This window comes from Celeribacter marinus (genome assembly GCF_965656515.1).
GTDB lineage: Bacteria > Pseudomonadota > Alphaproteobacteria > Rhodobacterales > Rhodobacteraceae > Celeribacter > Celeribacter marinus_D.
The window spans coordinates 48,009-63,435 of record NZ_CBFHKW010000002.1 but is presented as its reverse complement, the minus strand read 5'-3'; the positions used below and the strand labels follow the sequence as shown (position 1 = coordinate 63,435).

At 54.8% G+C, this 15,427-nt stretch carries 15 protein-coding genes; 7 read left to right on the top strand and 8 right to left on the bottom strand.

Annotation, left to right across the window (positions count from 1 at the left end):
• Positions 1 to 89: 89 nt before the first annotated feature.
• The 7 genes from ACTG34_RS00930 to glpD all read right to left on the bottom strand — a co-directional run bounded on the left by ACTG34_RS00930 (position 90) and on the right by glpD (position 7,690).
• A complete protein-coding gene (locus ACTG34_RS00930; RefSeq protein WP_439103176.1) occupies positions 90 to 1,811 on the bottom strand; it encodes an ABC transporter substrate-binding protein in 1,722 nt (573 codons plus the stop codon).
• Between the two features lie 67 nt (positions 1,812 to 1,878).
• The gene (locus tag ACTG34_RS00925) at positions 1,879 to 2,151 is read right to left on the bottom strand and encodes a DUF2160 domain-containing protein (RefSeq protein WP_342841986.1); all 273 of its coding nucleotides are present in this window, start codon (positions 2,149 to 2,151) and stop codon (positions 1,879 to 1,881) included.
• 25 nt (positions 2,152 to 2,176) lie between these two features.
• Complete coding sequence (locus ACTG34_RS00920) at positions 2,177 to 3,013, bottom strand: carbohydrate ABC transporter permease (RefSeq protein WP_439103175.1); 837 nt, start codon at positions 3,011 to 3,013, stop codon at positions 2,177 to 2,179.
• A complete protein-coding gene (locus tag ACTG34_RS00915; protein ID WP_342841987.1) occupies positions 3,013 to 3,885 on the bottom strand; it encodes a carbohydrate ABC transporter permease in 873 nt (290 codons plus the stop codon). The genes ACTG34_RS00920 and ACTG34_RS00915 overlap by 1 nt, the downstream gene beginning before the upstream one ends.
• The gene (locus ACTG34_RS00910) at positions 3,882 to 4,967 is read right to left on the bottom strand and encodes an ABC transporter ATP-binding protein (RefSeq protein WP_439103174.1); all 1,086 of its coding nucleotides are present in this window, start codon (positions 4,965 to 4,967) and stop codon (positions 3,882 to 3,884) included. The genes ACTG34_RS00915 and ACTG34_RS00910 overlap by 4 nt, the downstream gene beginning before the upstream one ends.
• Positions 4,968 to 4,978: 11 nt before the next feature.
• A complete protein-coding gene (locus ACTG34_RS00905) occupies positions 4,979 to 6,067 on the bottom strand; it encodes an ABC transporter ATP-binding protein (RefSeq protein WP_439103173.1) in 1,089 nt (362 codons plus the stop codon).
• A 21-nt stretch (positions 6,068 to 6,088) separates the two neighbouring features.
• Entirely contained in the window at positions 6,089 to 7,690 is a 1,602-nt protein-coding gene (gene glpD / locus ACTG34_RS00900; protein ID WP_439103172.1) for a glycerol-3-phosphate dehydrogenase, read from the bottom strand.
• Between the two features lie 293 nt (positions 7,691 to 7,983).
• On the opposite strand from glpD, the gene ACTG34_RS00895 reads away from it, so the two are divergent.
• Genes ACTG34_RS00895 through ACTG34_RS00885 form a run of 3 tightly spaced genes read left to right on the top strand, consistent with a single transcriptional unit; the run spans position 7,984 to position 10,440 of the window.
• A complete protein-coding gene (locus tag ACTG34_RS00895) occupies positions 7,984 to 8,748 on the top strand; it encodes a DeoR/GlpR family DNA-binding transcription regulator (RefSeq protein WP_439103171.1) in 765 nt (254 codons plus the stop codon).
• 10 nt (positions 8,749 to 8,758) lie between these two features.
• Positions 8,759 to 9,634, top strand: coding sequence for a carbohydrate ABC transporter permease (locus tag ACTG34_RS00890; protein ID WP_439103170.1), 876 nt, complete (start codon positions 8,759 to 8,761; stop codon positions 9,632 to 9,634).
• Complete coding sequence (locus ACTG34_RS00885) at positions 9,631 to 10,440, top strand: carbohydrate ABC transporter permease (RefSeq protein ID WP_439103169.1); 810 nt, start codon at positions 9,631 to 9,633, stop codon at positions 10,438 to 10,440. The genes ACTG34_RS00890 and ACTG34_RS00885 overlap by 4 nt, the downstream gene beginning before the upstream one ends.
• A 15-nt stretch (positions 10,441 to 10,455) precedes the next feature.
• On the opposite strand, the gene ACTG34_RS00880 is transcribed toward ACTG34_RS00885, so the two are convergent.
• Complete coding sequence (locus tag ACTG34_RS00880; protein WP_439103168.1) at positions 10,456 to 11,883, bottom strand: phosphomannomutase; 1,428 nt, start codon at positions 11,881 to 11,883, stop codon at positions 10,456 to 10,458.
• Positions 11,884 to 12,084: 201 nt separating this feature from the next.
• On the opposite strand from ACTG34_RS00880, the gene rfbC reads away from it, so the two are divergent.
• The 4 genes from rfbC to rfbA are packed head-to-tail and all read left to right on the top strand — an operon-like array spanning position 12,085 to position 15,424.
• Positions 12,085 to 12,645, top strand: coding sequence for a dTDP-4-dehydrorhamnose 3,5-epimerase (gene rfbC, locus ACTG34_RS00875; RefSeq protein WP_439103167.1), 561 nt, complete (start codon positions 12,085 to 12,087; stop codon positions 12,643 to 12,645).
• Positions 12,646 to 12,648: 3 nt separating this feature from the next.
• Positions 12,649 to 13,698 (top strand): dTDP-glucose 4,6-dehydratase, encoded by a 1,050-nt coding sequence (gene rfbB, locus ACTG34_RS00870; RefSeq protein ID WP_439103166.1) that lies wholly within the window; start codon positions 12,649 to 12,651, stop codon positions 13,696 to 13,698.
• Positions 13,695 to 14,546, top strand: a complete 852-nt coding sequence (rfbD, locus tag ACTG34_RS00865) for a dTDP-4-dehydrorhamnose reductase (protein ID WP_439103165.1) — start codon at positions 13,695 to 13,697, stop codon at positions 14,544 to 14,546. Before rfbB ends, rfbD begins: the two co-directional genes overlap by 4 nt.
• Positions 14,543 to 15,424 (top strand): glucose-1-phosphate thymidylyltransferase RfbA, encoded by an 882-nt coding sequence (rfbA, locus tag ACTG34_RS00860; RefSeq protein WP_439103164.1) that lies wholly within the window; start codon positions 14,543 to 14,545, stop codon positions 15,422 to 15,424. The genes rfbD and rfbA overlap by 4 nt, the downstream gene beginning before the upstream one ends.
• Positions 15,425 to 15,427 lie beyond the last annotated feature (3 nt).

Below are 15,427 nucleotides of genomic sequence, written 5' to 3'. Positions count from 1 at the left end.
TGGCACAGCCTAGGGGATGCGCACACAGATTCTCAAGTGAAAGATCGAAAGGTGTTCGGGGCCAGTGATCCGGCCCCGAACTCATGGGCTTACTGCCAGGATTTGATCAGCTCGTCATAAGCGATCGTTTTGGGCTCTTCGTCTTCGTTGGCCAGTTTGGCTTTTGGCGAACCAGGTTGATCGAGCCAGTAGGACGGATCGCTTTCCTCGTTCATCTTTGGACCAAACTCACCTTGGACGCCTGCGCGCTCAAGACGGATCAGCACTTTTTCCTGATCTTCGCAAAGCGCATCAAGGGCTTCTTGGGGTGTTTTTGCACCGGACATTGCATCGCCGATGTTCTGCCACCATAGCTGTGCCAACTTTGGATAGTCAGGAACGTTGGTGCCGGTTGGCGACCACTGAACCCGTGCAGGCGAGCGGTAGAACTCGACCAGACCACCCAGTTTAGGCGCACGCTCTGTGAAGCTTTCGTGCTGGATCGTCGATTCACGAATGAAGGTCAAACCAACGTGGCTTTTCTTCACATCGACGGTCTTGGATGTCACGAACTGTGCGTAGAGCCATGCGGCCTGCGCACGATCCACAGGTGTGGATTCCATCAATGTCCAAGAACCGGCATCTTGGTAGCCGATTTTTGTACCCTCAGTCCAATACGCACCGTGTGGCGAAGGTGCCATGCGCCATTTCGGCGTGCCATCTTCGTTCATCACAGGCAGATCAGGCTCTACGGACGCCGCGGTGAACGCAGTATACCAGAACATCTGTTGCGCGACATTGCCCTGTGCAGGAATTGGGCCTGCTTCGGAGAAGGTCATACCGGCAGCGGCAGGCGGGGAGTATTTTTCCAGCCATTCGATTGCCTTGGTCACAGCGTAAACCGCTGCGGGGCCGTTGGTGGCACCGCCACGCGCGACACAGGATCCAACAGGTTGGGAGTTTTCGTTGACGCGAATACCCCACTCGTCGACGGGTAGGCCGTTTGGCTCACCTACGTCTCCGGCTCCAGCCATCGACAACCACGCATCGGTGTAGCGCCAGCCCAAGGACGGATCTTTTTTGCCGTAGTCCATGTTGCCGAACACTTCGCCCTCAACACCCAAACGCGACAAATCACGTCCGGTGAAGAATTCTGCGATATCCTCATACGCAGTCCAGTTCACAGGCACGCCAAGATCATAGCCATATGCAGCTTTGAAGTCGGCCTTGTTTTGGTCGTCGTTGAACCAATCATACCGGAACCAGTACAAGTTCGCGAACTGCTGGTCGGGAAGCTGGTAGATTTTCCCATCTGGACCAGTCGTAAACGACAGGCCGATGAAATCCTCAAGGTCGATGTTGGGGTTGGTCACCGCCGCACCATCTCCGGCCATCCAGTCGGTCAGATTGCGCGCTTGCTGATAACGCCAATGCGTGCCGATCAGATCGGAGTCGTTGATATAGGCGTCATAGATGTTTTCGCCCGACTGCATTTGTGTTTGCAGTTTTTCGACAACATCGCCCTCACCGATCAGATCGTGGGTGACTTTGATCCCTGTGATGGCCTCGAATGCGGGGGCCAACACGTTTGCCTCATATTCGTGGGTGCCGATGGTTTCGGACACAACGTTGATGGACATGCCTTGGTAAGGCTGTGCCGCGTCGATAAAGAATTGCATCTCGGCCTCTTGGCCCGCGCGGTCAAGCACGGACAGGTCCCCGATTTCGCTATCCAAGAATGCCTTTGCGGCAGTCATGTCGGCGAACGCAGGGGCAGCAAACATACAGGCTGCCAGACCGAGAGCGGTCGTTCCTTTTAGTCGCAAGTTCATAGTGTTCCTCCCTTAATAAGAACATTTTAGGCTGACGGGCTCTTGCGCGGCCCGATGCCACCTTCCTCTAAACCCAGCGGAAAACCGCGATGGCGTAAAAGAAAGATACGATCAACGCGCCCCATTGGGGTGCGCCGAGTAGTCCGAGCCAAGCCAGATTGATAAAGGCCGAGCCCAACAGCGTGATGAACAACCGATCACCGCGTGTTGTTTCGATCCGAAGCACGCCGGTGCGCGGCGTTTCGGGATATTTGATTGCGAGGATCGTAAAGACGATCAACGTTCCTGCAATGATCAAAAAGAATACCGCTGTGGGCCAAGTCCAAGCCATCCAATCCATGATGTTTTCTCCTGTTCTTTGCTTTTTACACGCGCCCCAAGGCAAAGCCCTTGGCGATGTAGTTGCGGACAAAATAGATAACCAATGCGCCTGGTACGATCGTGAGCACACCTGCGGCGGCGAGGACGCCCCAGTCGATCCCTGCGGCCCCGACGGTGCGTGTCATCGTGGCTGCAATCGGTTTGGCCTCGACACTGGTCAGGGTGCGGCTGAGCAACAGCTCAACCCAGCTGAACATAAACAAGAAGAACGCGGTAACGCCGATTCCAGAGGCCACAAGCGGCGTAAAGATGCGAATAAAGAACCGTGGGAACGAATAGCCGTCGATATAAGCAGTCTCGTCGATCTCTTTGGGCACACCGCGCATGAACCCCTCAAGGATCCAAACCGCAAGCGGCACGTTGAACAAACAGTGGGCCAAAGCCACGGCGATATGCGTGTCGAACAGGCCAACCGAGCTATACAGCTGAAAGAACGGCAGCGCGAACACGGCGGGCGGCGCCATGCGGTTGGTCAGCAACCAGAAAAACAGATGTTTGTCGCCCAAGAACGTGTAGCGGCTGAACGCGTAGGCTGCGGGCAGCGCTACGGCCAAAGAGATCACCATGTTCATAACCACATAGGCCATCGAGTTGAGGTAGCCCGTGTACCACGAGGCATCTGTCAGGATGGTTTTGTAGTTCTCCAATGTGAGATCTGCGGGCCACAGCGTGAAGCTGTTAAGGATCTCGGTATTGGTCTTGAGGCTCATGTTGAGCAGCCAGTAAATCGGCAGCAGCAAGAACAACAGATACAGACCCATAACGATGGCGCTGCCGTTGATTTTGGCGCGGATGCCGCCTTTGTGTGCGATATCAGACATCAGTGGCCATCCCTTTTATCGAGGTTCGTCATCACGGTGTAGAACACGTATGAGATCAACAAGATCACGAGGTAGTACATGATCGAGAAGGCCGCAGCGGGTCCAAGATCAAACTGCCCGAGCGCCATTTTGACGAGGTCAATGGACAAGAACGTGGTCGAGTTGCCGGGCCCGCCCCCTGTCACCACGAATGGCTCGGTGTAGATCATGAAGCTGTCCATGAACCGCAGTAAGATCGCGATCATCAACACGCCCATGATCTTGGGCAGTTCGATAAAACGAAACACTTTCCAACGGCTGGCTTGGTCGATCTTTGCGGCTTGGTAGTACGCGTCAGGAATGGATTGCAGGCCGGCGTATGCCAACAGTGCAACCAATGATGTCCAATGCCAGACGTCCATAACGATGACGGTTGCCCAAGCAGCGTAGAAATCTTGCGTGTAGTTGTAGTCGATCCCGAGTGCGGCGAGGGTATAACCCAAAAGACCGATATCGACGCGCCCGAAAATTTGCCAAATAGTCCCGACCACATTCCACGGAATAAGCAATGGCAGGGACATCAAGATCAAACAGACCGAGGCCCAAACGCCTTTCTTTGGCATGTTGAGCGCGACGAAGATGCCCAGTGGAATTTCGATCGCCAAGATGATGGCTGAAAAGGCGATCTGACGCCCAAGCGCATCCCACATCCGCTCAGACTCAAGCATTTCTCTGAACCAATCGAGACCCGCCCAGAAGAATTTGTTGTTCCCGAACGTATCTTGAACCGAGTAGTTCACCACGGTCATAAGAGGAATGACGGCGGAAAACGCCACCAACAACAGCACGGGTAAAATCAGGAACCAGGCCTTTTGATTTACGGTCTTATTCATGTCACGTCCCCTTGCGGCGGCACGCGCCAACTGTCGCAGTAGATGTTGATGCCCGCGGGATCAAAAATGATCCGGTTCATATCGGGTGAAATTGTGTCGCCTTCGCCAGCAATCACGTTGACTTCGGTGCCGTTCAGATCAACGCGCACAATCTTGTGGCGTCCCACATCTTCGACGCGTTTGATCGTTACGGGAAGGCCGGTGTCACCCGCAGCCAGTTGAGTGAATTCGGGGCGCACACCGATTTCGACCTTACCAGACGGTGTACCGTAGCCCTTGCCAAGTTTGATCTCATGGCCTGCGATCACGGCGGTGTCGCCGGTAACGGATGCGTCCAAAACGTTCATGCCCGGCGAGCCAATGAAGTAGCCGACAAAGGTGTGTTGTGGTGTCTCGAACAACTCTTGTGGCGTGCCCATTTGAACCACGCGGCCATCGTACATGACGACAACCTTGTCCGCGAATGTGAGCGCCTCGGTCTGGTCGTGGGTCACGTAAATCATCGTATGACCGAACTCGTGGTGCAGGGATTTCAACTGCGTGCGCAGCTCCCATTTCATGTGGGGGTCGATCACGGTCAGGGGTTCGTCGAACAACAACGCATTGACGTCCTCGCGCACCATGCCGCGCCCAAGCGATATTTTTTGCTTGGCGTCTGCTGTCAGGCCGCGCGCCTTTTTGTTGAGCGTTGCCTCCATACCAATCATCGCGGCAATCTGTTGGACGCGGTCCTGAATGTATTGAGGATCGGCACCGCGATTGCGCAGAGGAAAGGCCAAGTTGTCGCGCACCGTCATCGTGTCGTAGACCACGGGGAACTGAAAGACCTGCGCAATATTGCGCTGTGTTGTCGGCTCGCTGGTCACATCGCGGTCATTGAACAAGATACGGCCTTGGCTTGGATGCAAGAGGCCGGAAATGATGTTGAGAAGCGTCGATTTCCCACAGCCGGATGATCCGAGCAGAGCATAGGCTTCGCCGTCGACCCAATCGTGATTGAGCTCTTTGAGTGCGTAATCGTCGTCGCTTTTAGGGTTGGGCTGGTAGGAATGCGCCAGATTGTCGAGGGTGATTTTTGCCATGATACTGTCCCTTATGCCGCCGTTGCGTAGGCGGCTGACGCGACAGATGCCCCGTTTTGCGCAAAGATGTAGACGTGTTTGGGATCTAGGTAGACGGTCAGGGACGCGCCGATCTCCAATTGCCGCACACCGTGGATGAGGCCCACCCATTTATCGCCGTGGTGATCAAGGTGCACAAAAGTCTCTGACCCTGTGATTTCAGTCACTTGGAGGGTGCCAGTGAACGCCAACGCGCCCTCGGCATGGTGTTCGAGTTCTAGGTGGTTGGGGCGAAATCCCGCGATGTATGCGCCATCGGCCAAGTCGGCAAAGACGCCCGTTGCAGGGGCTGTTTGATCGTCGCCAAACACCAAGTTGCCCGCAGATTTCTGAATGTTCAGGAAATTCATCGGTGGATCTGAAAACACCCGTGCCGTCGTTGCATCAACCGGCTTGCGGTACACGGTTGGCGTTGGCCCGACCTGTGTGATCCGTCCTTCCCACATCGTTGCTGTATTGCCACCTAGCAAAAGCGCCTCTTCGGGTTCGGTGGTCGCATAGACAAAGATTGATCCGGCTTCTTCAAAAATACGTGGAATTTCGGCTCGCAACTCTTCGCGTAGTTTGTAGTCAAGGTTGGCAAGAGGTTCATCAAGCAACACCAAACCCGCATCCTTGACCAAGGCCCGCGCAAGCGCGCAGCGTTGTTGTTGCCCACCCGACAACTCAAGGGGTTTGCGTTCAAGCATCTCTGAGAGTTTCATCAGATCCGCCGCGGATTTCACCGCATCATCGACCTCTTGCGCGGATTTTCCAAGCAGACGCATAGGACTCGCGATGTTGTCATAGACGGTCATCGAAGGGTAGTTGATAAACTGCTGATAAACCATCGCCACGCCGCGATCTTGGACCCGCACGCCCGTCACATCCTCACCGTTCCAAATCACCTTGCCGGTGTTGGGCACATCCAGCCCCGCCATAAGGCGCATCAGCGACGTTTTCCCCGACGAGGTTGGCCCAAGGAGCACATTCATTGTGCCTGATTTTAGCTCTAGGTTGGTCGGGTAAATATGTGTCTGGCCCGCTACGACCTTTGACACCCCCTCCAGTATTAATGACATCTCGTCCTCCCTCTTCACAGCTTAGGCTGCGCCTTGCTGCTCCGGCTTACTCTTTGCATTCGACATCCAGTCGTCGAGCGCCTTTATCTCATCTTGTGACAGGCGCAGTCCTAATTTGGAGCGCCGCCAAACAATATCGTCTGCGGTGTAGGCAAATTCGCAGGCCATGAGCCAAGCGACTTCGCATTCGGTTAAGTCTGCGCCGAAATCGTGCCCCAGATCGGATTTCGTTTTGGCCTGTCCGAGAACCTCGAAGGCTTCGGTTCCATAGGCCTTGGTGAGGCGTGTTGCCCATGCGCGCGACAAAAACGGATAGGCGTCTGCGAGCTTTTGCGTCAAGGCCGCCACACCGTCGACGGGAAAATCCCCGCCGGGAAGGGCCACGCCCGCCGTCCATGGTTTGCCCGCATGATCAAAGAACGGCATGATTTTTTCGAGGGCTGATTCCGCAAGTTTGCGGTAGGTGGTGATCTTGCCACCAAAGACATTGAGCATCGGCGCACCGGTCGATTGATCCACCTTAAGCACATAGTCGCGGGTGGCCGCCGTGGCCGATGTCGCACCATCATTGTACAATGGGCGCACTCCCGAATAGCTCCAAACCACATCATCAACTGTGACAGGCTCTTTGAGGTAGTTCGACACAAAGGCCAACAAATAGTCGCGCTCTTCGTCGGTGCAAACGGGCTTATCGGTGAGCGCCGTGTGGTCCATGTCGGTGGTGCCAATCAGTGTGAAATCGGTCTCATAGGGAATAGTGAAAATGATCCGACCGTCTTCGCCTTGGAAGAAATAGCATTTGTCGTGGTCATAGAGTTTGCGTGTCACGATGTGGCTGCCGCGCACGAGGCGCACGCCATCGGAGGAGTTGATCCGCACGGCGTTGCGAATGATGTCCTCAACCCACGGACCGCCAGCGTTGATCAGCATTTTGGCATGTACAGTACGCGTGTCGCCACTGTCGGTGTCTTGGAGTGTGACGACCCAAAGCCCGTTCGATTGCTCTGCCGACAACACTTTCGTCCTGACGTTGATTTTAGCACCACGCGCCTCGGCGTCACGGGCGTTCAACACAACCAATCGGCTATCTTCGATCCAGCAATCCGAGTATTCGTAGGCCGTTTTGAAGCGGTCATTCAATGGCGCACCTTCGGGAGTTCCCGACAGGGCGATAGAGGTCGTGCCCTTGAGAATTTTCCGCCCGCCAAGGTTGTCATACATGAACAGGCCAAGACGGATGAGCCACGCCGGACGCCGCCCTTTCATCCAAGGCATGATAAAACTCAGTAGTTTGGACGTCGGCGTGTCGCTCTCAAACCGCATGTCTTTGTGGTAGGGCAAAACAAATCGCATCGGCCAAGAGATATGGGGCATCGCCCGCAAAAGCGTTTCGCGTTCAATAAGCGCCTCGCGCACCAATCGGACTTCCCAATATTCAAGATATCGCAACCCGCCATGAAACAGCTTTGTCGAGGCGGAGGATGTCGCGGAGGCGAGGTCATTCATTTCGGCCAGTTCGACACTCAAACCGCGTCCAACCGCATCGCGCGCAATGCCACATCCATTGATGCCGCCGCCGATGACAAACAGGTCGATAACGTTTTGAGGATCGGTGTGGTCCAATGAAGCCTCCCCGCATTCATGTCCCGTTGCCGCATGGGTGCGACAACTTCACTCAGACAATACGAAAGCATGCTCGAAATCAATAAGGAAAGTTCGTTTTCTTTCGCTTTTATCCAAGTGGATGATTTTACAGAGCTTTATTGCTAAAAATGCGCACTTGTCGCCGCAATGTGTTCGATTGCATCGATTCGAACACTTGACGAATGCAGTGTCTTGTATGTTTGCTTGGGCCGAGGGCACTCGGTGCGCGGACGCAATGGTCGCGCGCTGATGCGGGGGAGAGAAAAGACGAGATGGTATCGAATTTCAGACAGCAAGAGATTTTGGAGCTGGCGCGCCAACAGGGCAAGGTGACCGTTGACGGGTTGGCCGAACGCTATGATGTAACGGTTCAAACCATACGCCGCGATCTTTCCGATCTCGCCGAAACGGGCCGGCTCAAACGCGTTCATGGCGGGGCAGTTGTGCCGTCCGGAGTGATCAACATCGAATACGATGAACGTCGACGTCTGAACGAGGCTGGCAAACGGTCGATTGGTCAGGCGTGCGCTGGGCATATCCCGAATGGCGCGTCGGTCTTTATGAATATCGGCACCAGTACAGAAGCGGTCGCCCGTGCTCTCTTGGATCATGAAAACCTGCTGGTCGTTACCAATAATATTAACATTGCCAATATCTTAGCGGCCAACAAAAGCTGTGAGATCATTGTTGCGGGCGGCGTTTTGCGCCGTGCTGATGGTGGGATCGTTGGGGGGCTGACCGTTGAAATGGTAAAGCAATTCAAGTTTGATTATTCGGTTTTGGGTTGTTCTGCCCTTGATGACGATGGGGATTTATTGGACTTTGACGGTCAAGAAATCATGGTGAGTAGCACGGCCATCAAACGATCACGTGAGGTCATGGTTGTCGCGGATCACCATAAATTTCAACGCAAAGCCCCCCTTACAATTTGCTCTCTTTGTGATGTGGATACCCTCTTTACCGATGCGCCGCTGTCATCAGGCCTTGGTGAAAAATGTACAACTTGGGGCACCCGCGTGAATGTGACAGGGCGGTGAGGGTGGGGGTATGAAAGAGCGCACCAACGTTGGTTGGCTCTACGTTCTGCCCGCTGTCGTCGTTTTGGGCTTGGTTGGCCTGATCCCGCTTGTGACGGTTGTAAACTATTCGTTTTTTGAGATTTTCATTCTGGATTCGCGGTTTTGGATCGGTGCGGAATGGTATGCCGATCTCATCACCTCAGCCAGATTCTGGGAAAGTTTCGCGCGCAGTGCGTTGTTCTCGACCCTCATTTTGAGCGTTCAAATTCCGCTTGGGGTCGCGATTGCGTTATGTATGCCGCAGCGCCAGATTTGGGTCGGGGTGGCGCTTGCGTTTATTGCGTTACCGCTTTTGGTGCCTTGGAACATGATCCCCACGCTCTGGTTGAGCCTGCTTAATCCCGCACGCAGCATCATCGCGGATGTATTGGTGTTTGTCGGATGGCCCCCCGATTGGAAGGATTCGGTCGGGCACACGTGGGCGGTGCTGGTTGTGATGGATGTGTGGCACTGGACCAGCCTTGTGGTGATTTTGTGCTACTCTGCGCTCACCACAATTCCCGCCGCGCACTATCAAGCGGCCGCAATAGACTCGGCGGGGCCATGGCAGGTGTTTCGCTATATCCAATTGCCCAAACTGCGCCACGTCTTGTTGATGGCTATCCTGCTTCGGTTCATGGATTCGTTTATGATTTATACTGAAGCGTTTCCAATCAACGCGGGCGGGCCAGATCACGCCACGCTGTTTCTCGCGGTTGATTTGGGCGAGGAGATTAAGGCGTTTAACTACGGGCCGTCCGCCGCGCGCTCTGTGATCTACTTTTTGATTATCGTTGCCGTGGCGTGGATGTTTAGCAAGGCCCAAGCCAAGCTCGATGATCCCTCCGAAAGGGCGGGGCCATGAGTCTATCGCCGCGCCTTGTGTCTATTTTGAAATCCATTGTGGTGTGGAGTTTCATCGCCTTTGCCTGTTTGCCGTTGGTCCAGATGACATTGATCAGCTTTGTTGCAACACTGCCCACGGCGCAGGTCGAGGTGGGCACCCTCACGTTTGGAAACTACGCCAACATTGTTAAGGATCCGAATTTGCGATCGGCCTTTGTAAACTCCATCGCTTATGTCATGATCAATATCTTGATCACAATTCCAGTGGCCTTGCCTGCAGCCTATGCATTTTCACGTATGTCATTTGTGGGGGACAGGCATCTTTTCCTCGCCTTTATCGCCTTTCGGATCACGCCACCCGTTGTGTTGACCCTGCCCATATTTCAACTGTTTTCGGCCCTTGGGATCGTCAACTCTGTGTTCGGAATCGCGTTGGCGCATTGCCTGTTCAACTTGCCGATTTCGATCTGGATTTTGCAGAGTTTCATTTCGGCTATTCCTAAAGAAATGGACGAAACTGCATTTCTCGATGGCTATTCCCGCGCGGGATTTATGCGCCGCATTTTGGTGCCGCAACTTGCGCCAGGGATCGCTGTAACAGCCTTCTTTTGTTTTATGTTCTCATGGGTCGAAGTGGTCTTTGCACGCATTTTGACTACGACAAATGGCAAACCGATTAGCATGGCAATCAATGCGCTATTCGGGTTTCAAACCGATATTGGGTTGGTCATGGCCGTCACGGTCGCCTCGATGATCCCCGGTGCGATCTTGGTCTTTGTGATGCGCAACCACCTCTCGCGGGGCTTTAAAATCGGCAGGGTTTAGGGGCTGGCTTCGGTATCATCCGATCTGTGTGGCCGCGGCCGATTTTGCGTGTTCCATGACCTCAATTGCGCGGGCTTCGGATGCGGATTGCGCATAGATGCGAAACTCCGGTGCGTTTCCGGACGGGCGTAAATGGACCACATCGCCGCTTTCAAAATCAACCCGCAGTCCGTCCGTCAAATCGACAGAATGGATCACACCGAAAGATGCAAAAAACGCAGATCGTTCGGTTGCATCATCGATAAGGTTTGACAAAAACACCCCGGCCTTTGCGCGGTCAATGTTTTGAAGGCGGTCCGCCGCGGTAAAGCATGCAGGTAAGTTTTGAACTAAGTCCGCGAGGCTTTGGTTTGTGGATTTCGCGGCAAACAATGGTGCAAGAATTGGCAACATACAGTCGCGGGTCGGCAGGGGCGAAAGCGGGCCGTTGATTTGTGCGGGAAAGCCCAAAAGGAACCCGCCATTGGCCTCAAACCCAACAACGGCTGCATGCGCCGCGCGGGCCGCATCCATGCCTGCAATAACAAACGGCGACCCGATACGCGTTAGGTGTACGGCTGTAAATTCCGGCATGCGGCGCACCATATCGTTCGAGGAGACCGGCGTGACGACGGCCTGCGCCCGTAGCGCACGTGCGGTCAAAACACCAAGCACATCTCCCGCAATGACCTGTCCGGTAGCGTCCGTGAGCATCGGGCGGTCGGCGTCCCCGTCTGTGGATGCAATCGCATCGAGAGCGTGCTCGTTGCACCATCGCGCCAGCATATCTTTGGTGGCTGGATCGACCGCCTCGGTATCGACGGGAATGAATGTGTCCGAGTTGCCCAGTGGGATGACTTGTGCGCCGAGGCCTTTGAAAATGTGCTCCATTGTGTCGCGCGCAACGGAGGAATGACGATAGACGCCAATGCGGCAACCGCTCAGAGCATCGGTTCCAAAGGCGTTTATATACCGCGCGATATAACGCGTCTCGGCCGCCTCATCGTAAGTGTATGTTCCGCCTTGGTGGCCCGAATAGCGGGCCCGTCGCGCGTAGGCGTCACCAATAGACATCTCGTCGGATTTCGAAATTTCACCGTTCGGCAGATAGAATTTCAAACCGTTGCGATCTGCGGGAATGTGGCTGCCTGTGACCATGATCGCCGCATGGCCCGCAGACATGGACGCGAGGGCGAGGGCAGGGGTGCCAAGTGCGCCGCAATCCACGACATCGACACCCGCCGCCTGCGCGACACGGCATATCGTTGCGGCGATTGCAGGTGACGATGGTCGCAAATCACGTCCGACATAGAGCGTTTCGCAGGTGCGCATTGTCGTCAAAAACGCATGAACGTAATCTGTGATAAGATCGTCGGTGAGGTCCACAACAAGACCGCGCAATCCACTAGTGCCAAACGAAGGAGCCATATAAATACTTTCTGTAAATGCCGCATCGTAAAACATAATCCTACAACACAATGCACAATGTTCAAATGGGGGAGACGCAAATCTGCCGCGCTATCGGCAAAGAATCAGGATGTGCGGCGAATTGCTTGTGCGGGCCCTTCCCCAGTCTTAGACTTAGTTGAACCATCGACCAAATCCGCGCTGTATTTAGTAAGTTTGCGGGAAATTTTATAGCAAGTTTTTGAGGCGAATATCTGTATGCATATTGAAACGACGCCATTGCGCGATGTGTTGATCATCACACCGCCACGCCACGGTGATCACCGCGGCTTTTTTAGTGAAAGCTGGAACGAGGCTGCGTTGGTGGCGGCTGGTGTGCGTTTGCCTGCGTTCGTACAAGACAATCATTCGATGTCGCGCGATGTTGGAACGGTGCGCGGTTTGCATTTTCAAAGTCCGCCACATGCTCAAGGTAAGTTGGTGCGCTGCGGGCGTGGCGCAATCTTTGATGTCGCGGTCGATGTACGAACAGGCTCGCCCACCTACGGTCAGTCCTTTGGGTTGGAATTGTCCTATGCCAACGGAAAGCAGCTGTGGGTGCCAGAGGGATTTTTGCATGGGTTCATGACCTTGGAGCCGGACAGCGAAATTATTTATAAGTGTACCGATCATTATGCGCCGGAATGCGATGGTGCGGTTAAATGGGATAGTGCTGGAGTTGCATGGCCGGTGGAAAACCTGACACCCGTCATCTCCGACAAAGACGAGCATGCGCACCCCCTGCATGCGTTTGTCTCGCCATTCGAGTTTGAGGAATAGACGATGAAGTTACTTGTGACGGGCGGGGCGGGGTTCATCGGATCCGCCGTTGTACGCCAAGCCATCGGGCGTGGGCATCAGGTTGTGAACGTGGATGCGCTGACATATGCGGCCTGCTTGGACAACGTTGCAGATGTTGCCGATAGCGCGCTCTATGCCTTTGAGCATGTGGATATTCGTGATCGTGCGGCGTTGGACCGCGTGTTTGATACGCACGCCCCCGATGCCGTCATGCATTTGGCCGCCGAAAGCCACGTCGATCGCTCTATCGATGGTCCGTCAGATTTTGTTGAAACCAACATTACCGGCACGTTTCACCTGTTGGAGGCGGCGCGCTCCTATTGGACCAAAACGGGAAAGCCCGAGGGGTTTCGCTTTCACCACATTTCGACGGATGAGGTGTTTGGCTCGTTGCCGCGCGATCCACAACAGCTCTTCACCGAAGACACACCCTATGATCCGCGCAGTCCATATTCGGCGTCCAAAGCGGCGTCCGATCATTTGGTGCGCTCATGGCACGAGACTTACGGGCTACCTGTTGTTGTCACCAATTGCTCAAACAATTACGGCCCGTTTCATTTCCCTGAAAAACTGATCCCTGTGGTGATTTTGAACGCCTTGGCTGGCAAGTCGTTGCCTATTTATGGCGATGGGTCCAACATCCGCGACTGGCTCTATGTTGAGGACCATGCTGATGCGCTTTTGCTGGTGTTAGAGCGTGGCGTTGTTGGGCGTTCCTACAATGTGGGTGGTGAGAATGAGCGTACCAACCTTGAATTGGTAGAGACACTGTGCGCCATTTTGGATCAAAAACGGCCGAAGGCTACGGGGACGTATGCGGATCAAATCACGTTTGTAAGCGACCGACCTGGCCATGACGCCCGCTATGCGATTGACCCGACACGGCTGCGCAAGGAGTTGGGGTGGCGTCCGTCTGTGACGGTCGACGAGGGTTTGGAGAAGACGGTGCAATGGTATCTTGACCATGAGCCGTGGTGGCGGGCCTTGCAAGAGCGGGCGGGCGTTGGTGCGCGTTTGGGTGTGTCGCAATGATCCTTGTGTTCGGATCATCGGGTCAGGTCGCTAGCGAGCTAAAATCACTCTTACCGGATGCGATGTTTTTGGGGCGTGCGGATGTCGATTTGAGCGATCCCGAGCGATGTGACGCGGTGATCCGTGCCGTAGCGCCTGACGCGGTTATAAATGCGGCGGCTTATACGGCTGTGGATCAGGCTGAAGACGACGAAGCGGCGGCCATGGCGGTCAACGGGCACGCGCCCACGCAAATGGCTCAGACCTGTGCCGCGCTGGGGATTGCGTTTGTCCATATCTCGACCGACTATGTGTTTGATGGTGCGGGCGATACCCCGTTTGCCCCTGATCATCCCACCGCGCCTCTTGGGGCCTATGGGCGCAGCAAGCTTGCGGGGGAGCACGGTGTGCGTGACGCGGGTGGCGTGCATGTTATTTTGCGCACATCATGGGTGTTCTCGCCGTATGGAGCCAACTTTGTGAAAACTATGCTGCGGCTGTCGCAAACGCGTGATGCGTTGAGCGTTGTTGCCGATCAAATTGGCGGGCCAACTCCGGCACGCGCCATTGCACGGGCTTGCGTGCACATCGCCGAGGCGCTTCGCGTTGATCCATCCAAAAGTGGAACCTATCATTTTTCGGGTGCGCCTGACGTCAGTTGGGCACAGTTTGCGCGCGCGGTCTTTGACACCGCACGCCGCGCTGTAACTGTCAATGACATCGCAACGATTGATTATCCGACTCCGGCGAAGCGGCCACAAAACTCAACATTGGACTGTACGTCCACGGTTGCAACATTTGGCATTGAGCGTCCCGATTGGCGGGCGCACCTTATTGATTTAATGACAGAATTGGACACACCGAGATGACACAGCGCAAGGGCATTATTCTCGCTGGCGGATCAGGCACGCGCCTTTACCCGTTGACCATGGCCATTTCAAAGCAGCTGATGCCAATTTATGACAAGCCGATGATCTATTATCCGATTTCGGTCCTGATGCTGGCGGGCATTCGTGAGATCGCAGTGATTACAACGCCGCAGGATCAAGCGCAGTTTCAACGCCTTTTGGGCGATGGTAGCCAGTGGGGGGTGTCACTGACCTACATTGAACAACCCTCCCCAGATGGATTGGCGCAGGCCTATGTGTTGGCGGAAGAATTCTTGGACGGGGCGCCCTCCGCGATGGTTTTGGGGGACAACATTTTCTTTGGCCATGGCTTGCCCGAAATGCTGGTGGCTGCAGATCAAAAGTCGGAGGGCGGCACTGTCTTTGGCTATCACGTCGCCGATCCCGAGCGCTACGGTGTGGTGAAATTCGACGTTGATGGAACAGTTGAGCAGATCGTCGAAAAGCCAAATGTCGCGCCGTCGAACTATGCAGTGACGGGGTTGTATTTCCTCGATGGGGACGCGCCGCGCCGCGCCAAGCTGATAGCCCCGTCCGCGCGCGGTGAGGTCGAGATTGTCACCTTGCTTGAAACTTATTTGGCAGATGGAACGCTGACCGTCGAGCGTATGGGGCGCGGCTATGCGTGGCTTGATACGGGCACGCATGCCTCGCTGTTGGACGCAGGAAACTTTGTACGTACGCTGTCACAGCGCCAAGGCATGCAATCGGGCTGCCCCGAAGAGATTGCGTATAATGCCGGATGGATCGATGACGTCAAAATGGCTGAACATGTCGAGACATTCAAGAAAACCGAATACGGTGATTATTTGAAGGCATTGATTGCCCCCTCCCGTTAGGAT

What these genes read in the sequence shown, in the direction of transcription:
- ACTG34_RS00905 (WP_439103173.1), bottom strand. Translation starts at nt 6,067, where the DNA reads ATGTCATTAATACTGGAGGGGGTGTCAAAGGTCGTAGCGGGCCAGACA.
- ACTG34_RS00885 (WP_439103169.1), top strand. Translation starts at nt 9,631, where the DNA reads ATGAGTCTATCGCCGCGCCTTGTGTCTATTTTGAAATCCATTGTGGTG.
- rfbC (WP_439103167.1), top strand. Translation starts at nt 12,085, where the DNA reads ATGCATATTGAAACGACGCCATTGCGCGATGTGTTGATCATCACACCG.
- ACTG34_RS00895 (WP_439103171.1), top strand. Translation starts at nt 7,984, where the DNA reads ATGGTATCGAATTTCAGACAGCAAGAGATTTTGGAGCTGGCGCGCCAA.
- ACTG34_RS00890 (WP_439103170.1), top strand. Translation starts at nt 8,759, where the DNA reads ATGAAAGAGCGCACCAACGTTGGTTGGCTCTACGTTCTGCCCGCTGTC.
- rfbB (WP_439103166.1), top strand. Translation starts at nt 12,649, where the DNA reads ATGAAGTTACTTGTGACGGGCGGGGCGGGGTTCATCGGATCCGCCGTT.
- ACTG34_RS00915 (WP_342841987.1), bottom strand. Translation starts at nt 3,885, where the DNA reads ATGAATAAGACCGTAAATCAAAAGGCCTGGTTCCTGATTTTACCCGTG.
- ACTG34_RS00925 (WP_342841986.1), bottom strand. Translation starts at nt 2,151, where the DNA reads ATGGATTGGATGGCTTGGACTTGGCCCACAGCGGTATTCTTTTTGATC.
- rfbD (WP_439103165.1), top strand. Translation starts at nt 13,695, where the DNA reads ATGATCCTTGTGTTCGGATCATCGGGTCAGGTCGCTAGCGAGCTAAAA.
- ACTG34_RS00910 (WP_439103174.1), bottom strand. Translation starts at nt 4,967, where the DNA reads ATGGCAAAAATCACCCTCGACAATCTGGCGCATTCCTACCAGCCCAAC.
- rfbA (WP_439103164.1), top strand. Translation starts at nt 14,543, where the DNA reads ATGACACAGCGCAAGGGCATTATTCTCGCTGGCGGATCAGGCACGCGC.
- ACTG34_RS00930 (WP_439103176.1), bottom strand. Translation starts at nt 1,811, where the DNA reads ATGAACTTGCGACTAAAAGGAACGACCGCTCTCGGTCTGGCAGCCTGT.
- ACTG34_RS00880 (WP_439103168.1), bottom strand. Translation starts at nt 11,883, where the DNA reads ATGTTTTACGATGCGGCATTTACAGAAAGTATTTATATGGCTCCTTCG.
- ACTG34_RS00920 (WP_439103175.1), bottom strand. Translation starts at nt 3,013, where the DNA reads ATGTCTGATATCGCACACAAAGGCGGCATCCGCGCCAAAATCAACGGC.